Here is a 208-nt window from a genome sequence, read left to right as displayed (position 1 = left end):
GACACTACAGGAAGCCGGAGCTGTGTAGGTGGCAGTAGTGGTTGAGCAGCCCGGCAGACTGACCGTGACCGTATGGGAGGAGCCATCCGAGACTAAGCCTGTGAAGGTAGCCGTAAAGCTGGCTGAGCTGCCCTCGGTGGTGATGAAGGTGAGACTTTGGGGCCCATTGGAAATGGTGAGTGTTCCTGTAATGGGGTTGGTCAACTGG

Annotated in this window: 1 protein-coding gene; it reads right to left on the bottom strand. The window is 57.2% G+C overall.

Features of this window, described 5'->3' with window-relative positions; all coding sequences use genetic code 11:
• The coding region (locus tag GO755_RS41300; RefSeq protein ID WP_198175111.1) for a hypothetical protein at window positions 1-208 on the bottom strand (208 nt) is incomplete at both ends.

This window comes from Spirosoma arboris (assembly GCF_009754945.1).
Taxonomy (GTDB): domain Bacteria; phylum Bacteroidota; class Bacteroidia; order Cytophagales; family Spirosomataceae; genus Spirosoma; species Spirosoma arboris.
This window is presented reverse-complemented; position numbering and strand designations above follow the sequence as displayed.